The sequence below is a fragment of the Desulfuromonas sp. genome (assembly GCA_002869615.1).
In the GTDB taxonomy this organism is placed as follows: domain Bacteria; phylum Desulfobacterota; class Desulfuromonadia; order Desulfuromonadales; family UBA2294; genus BM707.
On record PKUH01000004.1, the window covers coordinates 22750 to 38088 of the forward strand.

The window sequence follows — 15339 nt, forward strand, 5'->3', positions numbered from 1 at the left end:
TTGTTGTGGCTTGAACTATGAACGCAAAATGGCTGGCAAAAGAATACATTCTGAGCGTTCACGCCTGGCTACTTGACAGGTTGTCTGATCCGATCCTGGCTGCTAACAAGATTTTTTGTGATCAGCACAAGGGTGAGCGATGTTTTATTCTGGGCAGTGGGCCGTCCATTAAAGAACAGGATTTGACCCGTTTGTCAGGCGAGTTGGTGATGACTCAGAATCATTTTCATGCCCATGATGACATCAAGACCATTAACCCGTCCTATCACGTTAATGTCCCAATGTACCAACCGGCTGAATACCATGATGACTGGCGACAATGGTTGACTGGAATGAATGAACGTTTACCGACCAGTACGACCCTTTTCTTTGGTAAAAACACCAAATGCATGGTTGATGAGCTTGGCTTATTTCAGGGACGTTCATATTATATAAAAACCGGTGGCAGTTTTGTTACTCGTCGTACGGCACCTGTCGACCTGACCCGTACTATCATGCCGGTTCCGACTGTTTTGACTCAATGTCTTGCCATTGCAATATATATGGGCTTTTCCGAAATTGTTCTGACCGGATTTGATCTCGATCAGATTTTTTTAAAGATGCAGGATCGATCAAAGGTCCGTTTTTACGGGTTGTCGCCGATTACAGACAATGAAGCCGAAGAGACAGCTGAAAAAGAGGCCGCCCAGTACGGTAAAGAATGGTTCTATTGGTGGATGATCTGGCAGCAGTGTTTTTTGTTGAAAGATGTGGCCGAAAAAAAGGGGATACGGGTTGTCAATGCAACCAGAGGAGGATTGCTGAATGTTTTTCCGCGTAAAATATTTGAGGATATGGTTTGAATAAAATGCAGGTTATTGCGATCATACCCGCCCGGGGGGGGTCAAAAGGCATCAAGAGGAAGAACCTGGTCACCTTCCGTGGCGAACCGCTTCTGGCGCACTCGATTCGTCACGCCAGGGAATCAAATTCTGTTGATCGGGTTGTTGTTTCGACAGATGATGAAGAGATTAAGACGGTCGCGTTATCCTGTGGCGCAGAAGTTCCTTTCACAAGACCAGGCGAACTGGCCGAGGATCATGTGCTTGATTTGCCTGTTTTTCAGCATGCTCTGAATTTTCTGGAGGAAACCGAAAACTATCGACCTGATCTTGTCGTTCATTTGCGTCCGACAGCTCCTCATCGCAAGGCTGGCTGGATCGATCAGGCGATCCAGATGCTGCGGGGAGATCCGGCAGCTGATTCTGTGCGTTCAGTATCGGAACCTGACAAGCATCCTTATCGAATGTTTACCTTGAGCGGAGAGGGATACCTTGATGCAATCATGAAACATCAGCATCCGGTTCCTTACCTGTTGCGTCGTCAGGATCTCCCGACGATTTATTATTATAATTGCGTTATTGATGTGACCCGCCCGGAAACGATATTCTCAAAGGATTCCATGACCGGTGATCTCATCCTGCCTTTTATAATGAATGCCGATGACGTGATCGACATTGACACGCCTCGCGATCTGAAAATTGCCGAAGCATTGTTCGGGAGTGAAAAATGAAGATTCTTGTTCTTGGGGCAGGGATGTATGTAACCGGACGAAATGGGGCCGGCGTTGGAACCATACTTTCATCTCTGGCGGAATCATCGAAATCAATTCAAATTGACGAAGTCCTAATAGCCGCCCGGAAGCCTGAAAACGACGATCTTGTTGAAAATGCTGCCAATAGAATTAATGGTTTGCTCGGGACCTCCCTTAAGGTCAGTTTTAAAACGATATCTGGCAATGATTCGGCCGAAGATTTCAGGTTTTTATGTGCCAGTGACGATTTTGATTGCGTAATCCTGTGCGTTCCGGACCATCTCCATTTCCGATATGCGGAACAGGCGGTTTTGAACGGGTTGCACACTCTTCTGGTGAAACCTTTCGTGCCGACTCGTGCCGAGGCCGACAGGCTGGTGACGTTGGCAAAAGAGAAAGCGGTTCATTGTGTTGTCGAATTTCACAAGCGTTTTGATGAGAGCAACCTGTACGCCAAAAAGGTTGTTACTGAAGGAAGCCTTGGCAAACTTCAGTATATTTCTGTTGCTTACAGTCAGAAAATATCTATTCCGACCGAGACCTTCGAAGCCTGGTCAAACCAAACAAATATTTTTCAATACCTTGGTGTCCATTATGTCGACCTTATTTATTTTTTGTCAGGTTACCTTCCCGTCCGGGCAATGGCAGTTGGCACAATGGGCGCGTTATCGGCAAGTGGTATTGAGACATTTGATTCGGTGCATGCCCAGATTGTCTGGCATCGTCCCGAGAATGACAAAGATTGGTTTGTCTCACAGCTCAACACCAACTGGATCGACCCTGTTTCTACTTCTGCGATGTCAGACCAGACGTTTACGATTGTCGGGACTTCAGGAAGGATCGATTGTGACCAGAAAAATCGCGGTATTGAGCTGGTGACGGAAAAGACGGGTGTTCAAGCTGTCAACCCCTACTTCTCGGAATATTTGCCTGGTCCGGATGGTGCCCTTGCTTTTGGCGGCTACGGGCACAAGAGCATCAATCTGTTCCTTGCTGATGTTGAGAGTTTGCAGGCGGGGGATTTGACCCCGGATGATCTGGTTGACTGTCGTCCTTCGTTTTTGCAATCCAGGGTTTCCACGGCCGTGATCGAAGCCGTTAATATGAGCCTTACATCAGACTTTGGATGGGTTGAAATTGATGCATTTTCTTGATAGCAAGAAACTGGGAACACTGATGCGAAAAGAGCTCGAGGCAAGAGGTGCCAGCTCTGAATCTGCTCAACATGTGGTTGCGTCAGTCATTCAGTCATCCTTGCGGGGAGTTGATTCTCACGGCATCAATCTGTTTCCACATTATTGCCACGCTGTCGAAGTCGGGCGGGTTAAAGGCTTTCCGGAATTTACCTGGGAACAAACTGCTGCCGCGACATCCCGGATGGATGCAGACCATGCCTTTGGACATTATTCCGGTGCTGCAGCAATGGATCGAGCCATCGCAATGGCTTCGGATTCAGGCGTAGGTACCGTCAGCGTTTCGAATTCGACACACTTCGGAGCAGCAGCCTATTTTGGTTTACGGGCAGCGGAGAACGACTACGTTGGTTTCTCGTTCACCAACGCCGATGCTTTGGTTAAAGCCCATGGAGCAAAAGAAGCTTTCTTCGGTACGAATCAGATCTGCTTTACGGCTCCGATGATGTCGGAAGATCCGTTTTGTCTCGATATGGCAACCTCAATGGTTTCCTGGAACAAGGTTATGAATTACCGCATGAGCGGTACTCAAATGCCTTCAGGCTGGGCATTTGATGCAGATGGTGTTGATGTCGTTGACCCTGACCTTGCTGTATCTCTGAGTCCAGCCGGAAGTTACAAGGGGTTTGGACTGGGTATGATGGTTGATATATTGTGCAGTCTGTTGGCAGGCGGAAAAATCAGCAAGGATCTCAGGCCTATGTATCAGCCGCCGCTTGATAACAGCAAAAGAGAAATAAGACATTTTTTTATGGCTGTAGATATTTGCAGGTTTACCGATTTGTCAATGTTCAAGCAACAGCTTCAGGAGATGGTCGCCAGAATCAGATTGTTAACTCCGAACGATACGGAGCAGCCTGTTATGGTTGCTGGAGATCCGGAGAAAAGTTCAAAAGAGCATCGGTTGATAAACGGTATACCAATTGGAGACCAGAGGTTTCTAGAATTTCTAGATATTTCCGAAAAGTTTGAGACGGTACTGATGTCATGAAGCAACTGGTTGATGTTGTCAATTTTAATGCTGATGCGTCATGCCTTGATTCTGCTGTCTGGCTTGATGCTTTGGACGGTGGTAGCGAATCCCGGTTTTTTCAATGGCTGGATCTCTATGCCCGGATGGGAAAGAAAGTTGTTCTCGGTTTCCCCGGCGCAACTATCGCTGACATTGCAACCTTCAACCCCGAAGCGATTGCTCTTATCAACCGAAACCCGGCGGTTTTTGAAATCATTATCAGACCATTCGCGCATGACATTGCACTGCTCCGATTAGGTCAGGGGTTTCAACTGAACTATGCAGCTGGAAAGTCAATTATTCTTAAAGAGTTTGAAAACGTAACAGATTATTACCTGCCTCCTGAATTTATGCTGACCAACGAACAGGTAGGTTTCCTCATTGATAACAGATCCGATGGTGTATTTATCAATCCAGGCCGTTTTGCTGATGAATTGCAATCACGTATTCCTGAGAACCCGTATCAGGTCAATGGGTTATTTGACAGATCCTTGAATTGTATCCCTTTTTACAGTTTGCTCACAGGACGTTATCTGCATGCAATTCATAAATTTGATTGTTCACTATGGAATGAGATGATTTTGGGGTGTCGAAGCCGGCTACTGTTCTCATGGCGAGATGGCGAAAGTGCTTTTCTTGTGCCTAATGGCTTGGCAAGAGAGCGCTTCTGGCTTCAGCATGAAGATGAAAAAGTCACCAGATGCCATCTTGCCGAGACCCGGATTGATTTTCTTGAAAATTATGAGCTGTCAGAAAATCAATTTAAATCATATCCTGTTCATTCATTTACTGCCTGGATGAAAGAATTCAGAATGCTTGGTTTTATTCATAGAGTCAGGGCGATTGAAGAAGGCCTCCATAGGCTCAGTTCTGAACTGAAAGGCTTTTGGCTTATGACTATCAATTCTGATATTCTTTCTTCTGTTGAAAAAAAGTCTCCAGAAGTGAGTATCAGAATGTCCGATAATGAACAGAGTCGGATCAATTATACGATCCAGAGAAGTGAGCGCGGTTATGAAGGGGAAGAGTACCTTGCGCTTCTGGAACGTAGTATTGAGAAAATACCACCATCCGATTATATGCTTAATTCTAAACGATTTCATATGCTCAAATTTCGCGCTAGAATGCAATACCTCTCTGGTTTCGAGATGTGAAAGGGTAGGGCAATTGACAGTAAACGTTGGCCTAGTTTCTTTTTCGGCTTGATATAGTGTTTTCACAAAGCCTGAAGATGTTACTGAATTGTCGGTTTTAGGGTAGTCTTGGTCCCTTGTAATGAGAATGAGCAAAAAATACTGACCTGCCGTTTATCTGATTTAGCAGCAGTATTTTTTTGGCCAAAAAGTCTGTGTGCATTGACGTTATGCGGCCACCTGGGAATTGCAAAATGAATCTATTTAAATTCGTCAGAAGATTTGCAAAGCTGTTACTGCAGATTGACACTCGACTTCTTCGATTGGAAAAAGCTATTGGCCGGATAGAGTTAAGGCAATCCATGTCACTGGAGTCGAGTAATTTGAACGATCATGAGTTTCAGGTTTTCTCAGAGTGGGGCGAGGATGGAATTATACAATATTTAGTCCGGAATATTGACATCGAAAATAACGTCTTTGTGGAGTTTGGGGTTGAGGATTATTCCGAGTCGAATACAAGGTTCTTGTTGGAAAACAACAACTGGTCAGGTCTGGTAATTGATTCGTCTCAGGCAAATGTCGACTGTATTAAAAACGAGTCAATGTATTGGAGGTGCAATCTTAAAGCCGCCTGTGAGTTTGTTGATATTGAAAATATTAACCGAATTATAGAGAGGAATGGTTTGACCGGGGATATCGGTTTGCTCTCAATTGATATTGATGGAAACGATTACTGGTTGTGGAACGCAATTAATTGCATATCTCCCCGGATTGTAATTTGTGAGTACAACAGCCTTTTCGGGCCAAGAGCCAAGGTGACGATCCCTTATAATGAAAAGTTCAATCGGACAGTTGCTCATTATTCCAATCTTTATATGGGTGCTTCGATTGCAGCTTTAACGAGTTTGGCGAGAGAAAAAGGGTATTCACTGGTCTGTTCAAACAGTGCCGGGAGTAATGCTTTTTTCGTGCGTAATGATGTTGTTGGCGATTTGCCTATTTGTGAGCCTGAAAGTGCTTATGTTGAATCGAAATTCCGGGAAGCCCGGGATGAGGCAGGGAATTTGACATTTGTTTGCGGTGATGAAAGGCTGTCCCTGATCGGTGATCTTCCCATATTTGATCTTGATACCCAAAAGACTGTCAAAATTAAAGAGCTGAAAATTTAAACATTGGAGATAGTTCTCTTTTTGACGTTTTGAAAGAGAAGCTGTTCGTTTGGTACTGTTGGGGGTTAGAGATCTGGTTGCTTCTTGTGCCTTTAACGGTATAAAACGTTGCCTACAAACAGTGGGTTTTTATTGGGACCGACATATGCGGGTTGCCTTCGATTATCAAACTTTTGCTATTCAACCTTATGGGGGAATATCCAGGTATTTTGTAGAGTTGGTACGAAGATTGTCTCTAATGGATGATGTAGATGCCAGGATAGTCGCTCCGGTCCACATAAACAATTACCTCAATAATTTCAATCAAAATTATGTATCTGGCCGATATGTTTCCAGGTTTCCCATGATTGAGTTTTTACGTTCCCTGTATAATAGCGTTGCTTCGGTTCCTGCGATAAATAAATTTTCACCTGACATCGTTCATGAAACCTATTATTCGAGAAAAGGAATTCGATCGATTGTTGGGAATAAAACCGTAATAACTGTACACGACATGATTCACGAGCGTTTCCCGACTTATGTTGGCGCGAGAGATAAGACTGCATACGTTAAACGAAAGGCAATAGACCGTTCTGATCACATAATATGTGTATCCCACAATACGCGTAATGATTTATTGGAAATTACAGGTATCGATCCATCAAAAGTATCTGTTGTCTATCATGGTTTTGATCTCAACGTTAAATCGACAAATTATTATCATAACTTGGTGAACGAGCCCTATATTCTTTATGTGGGCTTGCGTGATGGCTATAAAAATTTCCAGTCTTTACTTAAAGCTTTTAGTCGCAACTCATCTTTGAATAAGGTTTTTAAACTGGTTTGTTTCGGTGGCGGATCCTTTACGCATGCGGAACGACAACGCAATAAGGAATCAGGTTTAAAAGAGGGGCAGGTGATATGGGTCGAGGGAGATGATAAGGTGTTGGCTCAACTATATAGTCATGCATCCGCTTTAGTGTTTCCTTCTCTTTATGAGGGATTCGGTATTCCTCCCCTTGAAGCTATGTCATATAAGTGTCCTGTTGTTTGCAGTAATGGTGGGTCGATCCCTGAAGTGGTTGGTGATGCAGGCGAATTCTTCAACCCTACTGATGTGGATGCTCTTGCTGAAGCAATGATTAGAGTTCTTTTGGTTCCAGAACGTGCTGATTTTTTACGTGCAATGGGAACAGAACGCATAAAAAGTTTTTCCTGGGATACTTGTGCAAACAGAACTCGTGATATTTACGAATCGATACTTGAGTGACAAGTAGTAAACGGTTTTGTCGCATTTTGTTTATAATCCTTTTATTGGAAATGAAAGCTGTTTTCCGATGGCCAGCATCCATTTGCTAAAGAAAATTGATAAATATTTAGGTCGATTTATCTGTAGTGTTCTGCCCTCTCCAAGGAATGTGCAGTTCGGATCTGTTGGAAAGGTTCTTATCGTCAGGCCGGGTGGGATAGGTGACGCGGTACACTTGATCCCTGCAATCAAAGCATTAAAGGAGAAATATCCGGATGCCGTTGTCGATATCCTGGCAGAAAAAAGAAATTGTCAGGTTTTTGATTTATGCCCGGAAATCAACGCAGTTCATGTTTACGATCAACCTTCAGGCCTTATGAACATATTCAGGCAATCATGGGATTTAGTCATTGATACTGAACAATGGCATCTTCTGTCGGCTGTGGTAGCAAGGCTGGCCAGATCGTCCTGGAAGATTGGTTTCGACACTAACGAGCGTCGCAGGATGTTTACTCACCCGGTACATTACCGGCATGATTGTTATGAAGTCGACAGTTTCCTGGTGTTGCTCAAGCCGTTGGGTGTCGACTCTGGCTTCAATTACCAAGAGTCTTTTCTGACGTTGCCGGCAAGTTCTCGACAGGCGGCCAAGGCGCAGCTTTCTCAGCTTCATGACAAAACAATCATAGCTATTTTTCCAGGGGCCAGTATTGCGGAGCGACGATGGGGCGCTTCTAAGTTCCATGCTCTGGCAAAATCTATTGCTGAAAAGGGTTATCTTGTTGTCGTTATTGGTGGCCCTGAGGATAAGGCCCCTGGCGATCGCATCGTCGGCAGTCTGCCGAATGCGTTGAATCTTGCGGGCTCCTGCACTTTGGTCGAATCGGCAGCCATTATCAGTTGTTCACGGTTGCTTGTCAGCGGCGACTCCGGGGTGCTGCATATAGGAGTCGGTCTGGGTAAGCCGACAGTATCTCTTTTCGGCCCGGGGAACGCTAAAAAATGGGCTCCTCGTGGTGATCGCCATCGAGTCTTGGAAAAACAGATCGCCTGTTCACCCTGCACAAAGTTTGGGTATACACCGAAGTGCCATATTGGTGTAAAGTGCATGCGAGAGATCACGGTTAATGAAGTTTTCACGGCCGCGATGGAATTGTTGCAGCAGGAAGAGGCCTCATGACAAAATACCAGATCATAACGCTCCTTCTGGGGTCAGTCTTTGTTTTCGGGGCAATCGTCGGCTCGTTTTTGAATGTCTGTATTTACCGGATCCCGGAAGGGCTTTCCATTGTTTCGCCGCGCTCCCGGTGCCCGAAATGTGAGAAGCCGATAGTCTGGTATCAGAACATTCCGATTGCTAGCTGGATCTTGCTGCGTGGGAAATGTGCGCAATGCGCAACCTTGATCTCTATCAGGTACCCGCTGGTTGAGACTCTGAACGGTCTTCTTTATGTTCTCGTATTCTATTATTTTTTCCTGTCCTGGGCGACACCGGTCTATTTTGTGTTTCTTTCGATGCTGGTCGTCATCACGTTTGTCGATCTCGATCATCAGATCATTCCGAACAGCATCAGTCTGCCGGGGATTGTCTGCGGTTTTATCGCATCTTTTGTTGTCCCCTGGATTCAATGGCATGAGTCTCTCCTCGGGGCGGTGGCCGGTGGCGGGTTGCTCTTTGTTATCGCCGCCGGATATCGGCTGGTGGCCAAAAAAGAAGGGATGGGTATGGGCGATGTCAAGCTGCTGGCGATGATCGGCGCATTCCTGGGCTGGCAGTCGATCCTGCCAGTTGTTTTTGTTGCTTCCCTGGCGGGTTCGATTGTCGGTATTCCCTTGATGCTTATGCAGAAGGCCGATCGCAAGCTGGCCCTGCCATTCGGGCCGTTTCTCTCCTTTGCCGCGATGATATATCTTTTCTGGTGGGATCTTCTCTTTAGCTGGTATCAGTCACTTTTTTACTAAATTATTTAAAAATAATTGGCGCAATATAATGTGTTTTTAATTCTTTTGGGCACATGATGTTGTGAAAACAGGCATGGAAGTACCTAGAATTGGCTTTTATGATCATTTAATAGACCCATAAATTGCTTGACACTAAGTTTAATTTACCTATAATTAGGCACAATTGTGATGAATAATGTTAGTATAGCCGAAGAGAATTCCATGACAAAAAACAGGGTAAAAGAGATTAGAGAGTCTTTGTTGATGAGCAAGGCCGAGCTGGCACGCAAGGCCCGGGTCTCTCCTTTGACGGTGGACCGGATTGAGCGTGGCGCTCCCTGTCGGATGTCGACGATGCGGAAAATTATCCTTGCTCTGGGGCTGAAGCTGTCTGATCGAGGCGCGGTGTTTCCTGAAGATGGAGAATAAGCGTCAGGGCATGCAGCTTTATTTGTTTGAGTCAATCAGAAACCTAACTTTATAGCGGAGATCGTGAGACCATTCCATGCTATTTGGTAGCCCAAAAAAAGATATTGTCGGTGTTGACATCGGGTCGCACTCCATCAAGCTTGTGCAGCTGCGTGAGTCGAAAGGGGTGTACCATCTGGTGTCCGTGGGGATAGCGCCTTTGCCGCCCGAGGCAATTGTTGATGGCGCCATTATGGACTCAAGTACGGTTGTCGAGGTAATCGGCAACCTTGTCCAGAGCCTCAAGCTGAAAACCAAGGCTGTAGCGACTTCCATTTCCGGCCATTCCGTTATTATCAGGAAGATTCAACTGCCGATTATGACGGAAGAGGAAATGGAGGCGTCCATACAGTGGGAAGACGAGCAGTATATTCCTTTTGAAATATCGGAAGTTAATATCGATTTCCAGATTCTCGGCCCGGATCCAAAGGATCCGTCACAGATGAACGTTATCCTGGTCGCCGCAAAAAAAGATTTTGTGAACGACTATGTTGCCGTTTTCAGCGAGTGTGGGTTGGCGCCAACCGTTATGGATATCGACTGTTTTGCCATGGAGAATGCATTCGAATCCAATCATGAGATCAACGAGGACGAGGTTGTTGCATTGGTCAATATGGGCAGCAGTGCCATGAATGTGAATGTCCTCAAGGAAGGCGTCTCGGTCTTTACTCGCGATATTACCGTTGGCGGCAATATGTTCAACGAAGAACTTCAGAAGAGACTCGGCCTGAGTGAGGAAGATGCAGAAAGCGTCAAACTCGGTGGGACTCTGGACGGAGTTGAGAAAAGTTCGATTGATGAGGTGCTGGCTGATGCAACAGAAAACCTTCTTCAGGAGGTTCAGCGCTCCCTCGACTTTTTCTCGGCGACATCATCGGATGATAAAATACAACGGGTTTTTATTACCGGAGGTGTTTCCAGGTTCCCCAATGTGCAAACACTTCTTCAGGAGCGACTCGGCATAAACGTCGAAATATTGAATCCTTTCAATCAGGTCGTTTTTGATGAAAAACAATTTGATACGGAGTATATCGATGCAATCGGCCCGTTAATGTCGGTTGCGGTTGGGCTTGCCATGAGGAGGTTAGGTGACAAATGATTCGAATTAATCTGTTACCGGTCCGCGCGGCCCAGAAAAAAGAACGCCTGCGTAGCCAGATCGTTATTCTGATACTGTCACTCATTTTAACAATGACTGCTTGTGGCGCTGTTTACTTTTCTTTATCGGTCAAGGTCTCAAATGTTGAGGATGAGATCAAAAACAAGCAGGATGAGATTGTTCGCTTGAAAAAAGCAATCGGCCAGGTCGGGCGCTTCAAGAAATTGCAGGAAGAGTTGCGTGGCAAGCTTGATGTTCTCGATGAACTTAAAGAGAAGCGCACGGGGCCGGTCCGCCTGCTTGATGAGTTGAGTAATGCTATTCCGGATAAAGTCTGGATCGGATCGTTCTCGGAAACAAATGGTAAGGTGTCGATATCCGGCACCGGGCTCAATGAAGAGAATGTTGCGCAGTTCCTGCAGAATATCGAAGCATCCCCTTATTATAAAGGGGTTGAGTTGAATGTTATTCAGAAGAAAACCGAGGCCGGGCGAAAAGTCGAATCATTTTCTATCACCTGCTCTGTCGAGTCGCCTGAAAAGGCCAAGAAGAAATAAAAGTATTGTAATGCGATGAATCCTAAAGTCGAATGGTTGTTAAAGCGCCCCAGGTATCAGCGTGGATTAATGCTGGCGGGTGTAATGGCTGTTGTTATCGGATTGTTTGTCTATCTGATGTATCTGCCATTGCAGGACGAATTGACGCGGCTGAACGAGGAAGATGAAACCCTGCAAAGGAAACTTGTAAATGATCGGCGGATAGCTTCCAACTTACCGAAATTCAAGGCAGAATATGAGAAAATGGTGACTCAGCTCGATCAGGCATTGACCGAGCTTCCGAATGACAAGGAAATCCCCAAGCTTTTAACATCCATTGCCGCAGCGGCAAAGGAAAACGGCCTGGAGGTGCAATCATTCAAGCCGGGCAGCGAGAGCAAAAAAGCCTTTTATGCCGAGGTCCCGGTATCATTGAATCTGACGGGTACATTCCATCAGGTTGCAATGTTCTTTTATGATGTTGGCAATCTTCCCCGTATTGTCAACCTGAGTAACGTCAAATTGGGTGGGAGTAATAAAGGTGCTGGCAAGGTGCGCCTGAGTGTGAACTGTCTTGCGACAACTTTCCGGTTCCTCAACCCATCGGAAATGTCCGACAAGAAAAAAAAGTAATTATAAATTAATGTCACATCTTGCCGACTTGAGGAGAATATGAAGAAGCGGCTTATTGCATACATACTGATTCTATTGTTGCTTTTATCGGTTTTTGGTTGTGGCTCTGATGACTCAGGAAAGAAGTCAACAACCAGAGTAAAAAAAACCGTTAATAAGACAAAAGAGGTAGCCAAGGTTCCGGTTGTGGAAGCCCCCAAAGCTGAAGAGAAATATATCTACAACCCGATAGGCAAGAGAGACCCTTTTGAGAATCCGTTACAGGTAATTGACGAAGTTGCACCTGGATCGGGTGAGCCTTTGACGCCATTGCAAAAGTTCGATCTGGGCCAACTGCGGCTGATCGGGGTAATTATCGGCAAGGGTGAACCACGCGGGATGGTCATCGCTCCAGATGGCAAGTCATTTATCCTGACAGTTGGCACCAAGGTTGGGAAGAACGATGGAACTGTCGTTGATATTACGACTGATGCAATTATCGTTAAAGAAAAATATTACGACTTTACCGGAGAGATAAAAACGAGTGTTCAACAGATTATGCTTCCTAAAGCGGGAGGAGTAAAATAGCATGATGAATCAGGTATTTAAGAGATCTGTCAGGCGTTTATGCATCTTGTTGTCAACGGTTCTGTTGACCCTGATGTTCGGGTTGCCTTCTGCCGTTTTTGCGGCAGCACCTGTCAACAAGATGGACAAGGTTGACATCAGTACCGCTTCGGGATCTCCCGTGGTGATGATAACAACCGAAAATCCGGTTGGCTATCGTTACACGGTATATGATTCAATCGATCCTGTACGTGTTGTTGTTGATTTCCCGGGGATGGATGTCGATGCAGTTGATGCTCCTGAAGTAAACGATGCCGGTGTTGTCAGTGATGTCAAAATCTCCTCCTTTGATCTGACTTCAGGGAAACTGGGCCGGCTGGAGGTTATTCTCTCCCGGTCAGCGGCTTATGATGTTTCCCTGACTGACAACGTCTTTACCATGACCTTCAGTGACTCTGTCGAGCCGAGTGCAGCAGCTGTCCAGGCAGAACCTGAACCGCTTGCGAAAACGGATGCTGAACCAGAGGTCCCGGAAGAGTCGGAAGACATCAAGATCGCATCACCTGAACCAGAGCCGGTTCCTGTCAACTCAGAGTCTGCCGTTTCTTCAGCCAGTTCGAGTCCGGCCTCGGTTGTTACGGGGGTTTCAGTTAATGATTCTTCCCTTTCTATTAATGCGGATGGTCGTATCGAGATCTTTAAGTACTTCAAGCTCGGTGCTCCGGCCCGGCTTGTAGTTGATGTGTATGGTGTAAAAGCTGGATTCAAGGAGCGCAAATTCAACCTGGGGAACGGTTTCAAACAGATGCGGGTCGGTGCTTATAAGGACAAAGCCCGTTTTGTTCTGGATGCCGTCGATACGCTTCCTGAATACACGGTAGTCACTCAGGATAATTCTGTTGCAGTTGCCTGGGGTGACGCTGTCGGTGAGGATGTCCCAGTTTCCTCGTCCTCGGTTGTGTCGGGGGTGCCGGTCAATATTGAAGCTGTAGATTTTGATATCGAGGGGAATGAATCGGTCGTCAGGGTGACCTTGAGTAATTCTGCCAATATCATTGAGCCGACAGTAAAAGACGATATTGTCGGTTTCGGCGTTCGCAACGCAACCATATCCAGAGCTTTGCGCCGGGCTGTCGATGCATCTTCGTTCCCGAGTTCGATCCGGCTTGTAACTCCGTACACTGTTCTGGTCGGAGACAGCCAGGATGTCCGGTTTGCCGTTGAACTGAAAGGGCCGAGTGAATACGAGCTGGACCAGAGTGGAAACGTTGTGACTCTAAGGGTCGTTAATGGTCCGTTTGCGGAACCGGAAGCACTAAAAGACAGCACTATTGCGGTTGCCGTGGAAGAATCCTCTGCCGGCCAGGAAGATATGGCCGGGAGTGATGCAGAATCATCTGAAACCGCAGAGTCCACAGAGATTTCGAATGCCGAAGTCAGTAATATCGTCGATGAATCGGTTATGGGTTCGGTTACTGAAGATGAAGTTTCTGCAGCAGATATGGCCGGATCAGATGTTCCGGTAAAATCGCGTACGGTTTCTACCACAGCTGAAAATATTTATGCCGGTCAGCGGATTTCACTGGTTTTTGACAAAGCCAATATTCGTAATATTCTGCAGCTGATTGCCGAGGTCAGTAACCTGAATATTCTTGCCGGAGACGGAGTTGATGGCACCATCACTCTGCGCTTAATTGATGTCCCATGGGATCAGGCTCTTGATCTTATTCTCGAAACAAATGACCTTGGGATGATTCGGGACGGCAATGTCGCCCGTATTCTTCCGAAAGAGTCAATCCGGGCGATGGATGAGGCGAAGTTCACCGCCGACCGGACCAAGGAAAAGCTTGAAAATCTTGTCACAGAAGTCATAACCGTCAGTTATACCGATCTTGGAAATATCTCGAAACCGAGTCGGGAATTGTTGACCGATCGTGGAAAGATCACCGAGGATAGTCGGAATAAACAGCTTATTGTCACCGATATTCCGAAGATCATTGAAGAGGTTCGAAACCTGGTATCAATACTGGATACTCCGGAGAAGCAGGTTCTGATTGAAGCAAGGATTGTTGAAGTCAGCACAACCGCCAACCTTGACCTTGGCATTAACTGGGGTTTTGCCTATAGCCAGGACGCTTCTTTTTCGGTACCACATCAGGGGACCAGTACCCAGGAGTCGGGGCTCGGTCTGGGCGGAAACTTCGTTGTCCAGGCTTTTGCTGCCGGTCTCGGACAAACAGCCGGTATCGGGGGTGAATTCAGCTGGGGACGGGTCGGTTTTGATACGACAATCCTTGATCTCCGTCTCGGTGCTCTTGAAACCGCAGGTGAAGGCCAGGTTATTTCAAACCCGCGCATCATGACTCTCAATGGTGAAAAAGCCAAGATTTCCCAGGGCACCATGATTCCGTATCAGACGGTTTCATCGAGTGAGATCAAAACCGAACTGGTCGAGGCTGCTTTGTCGCTCGAAGTGACTCCGGTTATCAATCCGGACGGTTCGGTTATTCTTGAAATCAAGGCAACCAACAGTACGCCTGGATCAACGGTTGCGACCGGCGCCGGCGCCGCACCATCCATTGACACCAAAGAGGCTGAAACAAAGATGCTGGTCATGGATAGCGAAACCATGGTTATTGGCGGAATCTACGTCGAAAAGGATGATTACAGCGAGAATGGCGTGCCGCTTCTTATGGATATCCCACTGATCGGTCATCTCTTCAAGTCAACGAAAACGAACAAAAACCGCACTGAACTGATGATTTTTATAACCCCGAGAATCATCGAATAATAAATGATTCTTAAGTC

At 46.2% G+C, this 15339-nt stretch carries 15 protein-coding genes; all 15 read left to right on the forward strand.

The features are described 5' to 3' along the window. The first annotated feature begins 17 nt into the window (after positions 1-17). The 15 genes from C0623_00735 (at position 18) to C0623_00805 (ending at position 15322) form a co-directional block, all read left to right on the forward strand. The gene (locus C0623_00735; protein ID PLY03575.1) at positions 18-842 is read left to right on the forward strand and encodes a hypothetical protein; all 825 of its coding nucleotides are present in this window, start codon (positions 18-20) and stop codon (positions 840-842) included. After that, on the forward strand, positions 839-1552 hold the full coding sequence (locus C0623_00740; protein PLY03576.1) for an acylneuraminate cytidylyltransferase family protein: 714 nt from the start codon (positions 839-841) through the stop codon (positions 1550-1552). The genes C0623_00735 and C0623_00740 overlap by 4 nt, the downstream gene beginning before the upstream one ends. Further along, on the forward strand, positions 1549-2727 hold the full coding sequence (locus tag C0623_00745; GenBank protein PLY03577.1) for a hypothetical protein: 1179 nt from the start codon (positions 1549-1551) through the stop codon (positions 2725-2727). The genes C0623_00740 and C0623_00745 overlap by 4 nt, the downstream gene beginning before the upstream one ends. Further along, the gene (locus tag C0623_00750; GenBank protein PLY03578.1) at positions 2714-3757 is read left to right on the forward strand and encodes a hypothetical protein; all 1044 of its coding nucleotides are present in this window, start codon (positions 2714-2716) and stop codon (positions 3755-3757) included. The genes C0623_00745 and C0623_00750 overlap by 14 nt, the downstream gene beginning before the upstream one ends. Next, complete coding sequence (locus C0623_00755; protein ID PLY03579.1) at positions 3754-4932, forward strand: hypothetical protein; 1179 nt, start codon at positions 3754-3756, stop codon at positions 4930-4932. The genes C0623_00750 and C0623_00755 overlap by 4 nt, the downstream gene beginning before the upstream one ends. A gap of 233 nt (positions 4933-5165) precedes the next feature. Further along, positions 5166-6080, forward strand: coding sequence for a hypothetical protein (locus tag C0623_00760; protein PLY03580.1), 915 nt, complete (start codon positions 5166-5168; stop codon positions 6078-6080). Positions 6081-6225: 145 nt separating this feature from the next. Then, positions 6226-7329, forward strand: a complete 1104-nt coding sequence (locus C0623_00765) for a glycosyltransferase family 1 protein (GenBank protein ID PLY03581.1) — start codon at positions 6226-6228, stop codon at positions 7327-7329. A 67-nt stretch (positions 7330-7396) separates the two neighbouring features. Next, the gene (waaF, locus tag C0623_00770) at positions 7397-8488 is read left to right on the forward strand and encodes a lipopolysaccharide heptosyltransferase II (GenBank protein ID PLY03582.1); all 1092 of its coding nucleotides are present in this window, start codon (positions 7397-7399) and stop codon (positions 8486-8488) included. Beyond that, entirely contained in the window at positions 8485-9270 is a 786-nt protein-coding gene (locus C0623_00775; protein PLY03583.1) for a prepilin peptidase, read from the forward strand. Before waaF ends, C0623_00775 begins: the two co-directional genes overlap by 4 nt. Positions 9271-9471: 201 nt before the next feature. Then, positions 9472-9678 (forward strand): XRE family transcriptional regulator, encoded by a 207-nt coding sequence (locus C0623_00780; protein ID PLY03584.1) that lies wholly within the window; start codon positions 9472-9474, stop codon positions 9676-9678. Positions 9679-9754: 76 nt separating this feature from the next. Continuing rightward, entirely contained in the window at positions 9755-10816 is a 1062-nt protein-coding gene (locus tag C0623_00785) for a pilus assembly protein PilM (protein ID PLY03585.1), read from the forward strand. Then, positions 10813-11373: a fimbrial protein gene (locus C0623_00790; GenBank protein ID PLY03586.1), complete on the forward strand. Its 561-nt coding sequence runs from the start codon at positions 10813-10815 to the stop codon at positions 11371-11373. The genes C0623_00785 and C0623_00790 overlap by 4 nt, the downstream gene beginning before the upstream one ends. A gap of 15 nt (positions 11374-11388) precedes the next feature. Continuing rightward, positions 11389-11985, forward strand: a complete 597-nt coding sequence (locus tag C0623_00795; protein ID PLY03587.1) for a pilus assembly protein PilO — start codon at positions 11389-11391, stop codon at positions 11983-11985. 39 nt (positions 11986-12024) lie between these two features. Beyond that, positions 12025-12552 (forward strand): hypothetical protein, encoded by a 528-nt coding sequence (locus C0623_00800; protein PLY03588.1) that lies wholly within the window; start codon positions 12025-12027, stop codon positions 12550-12552. A 1-nt stretch (position 12553) separates the two neighbouring features. Continuing rightward, complete coding sequence (locus C0623_00805) at positions 12554-15322, forward strand: hypothetical protein (protein PLY03589.1); 2769 nt, start codon at positions 12554-12556, stop codon at positions 15320-15322. Positions 15323-15339: the final 17 nt, after the last annotated feature.